1 protein-coding gene, 1 tRNA gene and 1 pseudogene are annotated in these 2,091 nt (G+C 51.2%); 2 read left to right on the top strand and 1 reads right to left on the bottom strand.

The genetic code is table 11. The features are described 5' to 3' along the window. Positions 1-152: 152 nt before the first annotated feature. Positions 153-839: pseudogene (locus KPG71_RS19535) on the top strand (DUF6119 family protein); the annotation flags it as partial. A 42-nt stretch (positions 840-881) separates the two neighbouring features. Then, on the top strand, positions 882-1,766 hold the full coding sequence (locus tag KPG71_RS19530; protein WP_216340423.1) for a DUF6602 domain-containing protein: 885 nt from the start codon (positions 882-884) through the stop codon (positions 1,764-1,766). A gap of 217 nt (positions 1,767-1,983) precedes the next feature. Here the strand turns inward: KPG71_RS19530 and KPG71_RS19525 are convergent. Next, positions 1,984-2,060: transfer RNA gene (locus KPG71_RS19525), tRNA-Met, on the bottom strand. Between the last annotated feature and the right edge of the window lie 31 nt (positions 2,061-2,091).

Raw genomic sequence — 2,091 nt, 5'->3', positions numbered from 1 at the left:
ATACAAGTCCACGGTGTATATCCCCAAGCCCTCCCGAAATCCGAAAGGGCAAAAGTGGACGACTTTTACGCCGCCCGCGACAACACTATGCCGTCGCTACCGTGGCCGAGTATTGCTCCGCCGTTCACATGCGATGCTAATGCCTTGACCAGACCGATATTAGCCCCGCTGGCTCCAGCCAAGTGGAACCGTGTGACATATATTCCGTTTCACACCTTGGAACAGAGCAGGCGACGGCTGACATGTACCACATCAAAATTTCGACCCGTTCAGCCCACCTTAGCCATCTATTCAATCAAGGCATAAATTCTGTAGAACTGCTCAAGCAGGAAGAGGAATGTTCGACCAAGCTGAAAGGTCTTATAGGCGACAAAGTTTCTGCGGAGAATCGTGACAATTTCTGCGCCCCCATTGACCAAAAGAAGTATAGTGTCGTTTTTGGTGTCATCTCCCACAAAGCCGCCGAGTTGCAGGCGGAGAACCTGCCTCTATTCTCTCGGTTAAGTCTTATGCGGACGATGCAGATATTGGATCTCTATACTGTCCAATGTTCGCTTGTTTTCATCGAGGACCAAAGCCCTAGGAAAGAGGGACACAAGAAGTATCACGACATTGATGTAGTCGTCTCACACGGTGATAACGGCAAGGTCCACGTAAGGCCTTGTCCAGATCAGGATGGCTTCGACCCAGAACAGGACATTACGCATTGTCCCAAGGCAGTTCGCGAGGCTCTGCCTGGAACCCAGTTTCGTCTTCAAGTTGGCTTGAAGGAAGATGGCAAAATCAAGAGTCATCACAGTTGGGATTTCAATGTCATTGATGACGATGATAACGATTGATTCAACCTTCCCCATATACGGTCGCTATTTGAGGAGGCGTCAATGGCCAAAAGCTTTTCGGGATTTGATCATCTTCAGTTGATGGCTCAGCGGCTGGTCTATGATTTTGACGAGGCTGCGGGAGCAGGTCATCCCGGCCTTATAGGCGCCGCGAGAGAAACTCCAGCACGATTGCAGCTGGAGAGGGTCTTGCCAGGAAATATCGGCATTGGCTCCGGCATTGTAGTTGATAGTTTTGGTGGCCTGAGTAAGCAACAAGACATAGTCATTTTTGAGAAGCACCTATGTCCCGTTTTCTCTATCAATGATACGCCGGAGGCCACCTACTATCCCATAGAAGGGGTGTTAGCCGTCGGTGAAGTGAAGAGCAGTCTAGATAGGGCGAAACTTGAAGATGCGTTTTCCAAGATTCAATCTGTGAAATCACTCAACCGAGTGGTGGAGGTCGAAGAAGATGCACTTGGCTCGCGGCCGACGGTGCCCTACCGGAAGTATGGCTCACAGATCTTGATTTCCGGAACCGAAGCTGAACAATACTCGACCGACAGATCGCTCGATCAGGTTTTCGGTTTCGTGCTTGCGGGCAACAGCAGCCTTAAGCCAGAAACGCTCCTTAATCACGCTGTTGATTTCGCTAAGTCTCACCGACCCCACGATGCTCCCAATACCATTGTCTCTCTAACGGACGGGCATATCTCATGGATGAAATCCGAGAAAAACTCCCTTGGCAGATCGCCTATGGAGGCTGACATGCTTGCTTTCTGTTCTGGGAAAAATAGGGGCTTTCCGTGGCTAATTTCCCTACTCCGGTTGTATGCAGAAGCGGGAAGAACAGTAAGTACGCGGCACTACCGGAAATATTTTAGAGGTCAGGACGACGGCCACCCGGTTGTAGCCGTAAGGGCCGTCGTTCGACCAGAACGGTGACTTCTCCGGCGGGGTTATCGCTGCATCTGGTGCGAATGTCCTTGTTTGGGGCTGGAAGCAGTCGCTTCTGCTACCTTTCATCGCGCTGGTTAGTTTGGCATCGCGTTTACGAGATTTCTTCGCCTCAACCGTAGCACCAGCGTAGCACCACGCATTCACACAGTGCAGCTTGCGCCAGCGGTGTGGCATGCAAGTATCTGTATTTCTTGAGATATTTTGGTTGCGGGAGCAGGATTTGAACCTGCGACCTTCAGGTTATGAGCCTGACGAGCTACCGGACTGCTCCATCCCGCGACGCTTTATGTTTGGCCTATCGCCCGAAGGG

This window comes from Roseovarius sp. PS-C2 (genome assembly GCF_018862045.1).
Classification (GTDB): domain Bacteria; phylum Pseudomonadota; class Alphaproteobacteria; order Rhodobacterales; family Rhodobacteraceae; genus Roseovarius.
This window is presented reverse-complemented; position numbering and strand designations above follow the sequence as displayed.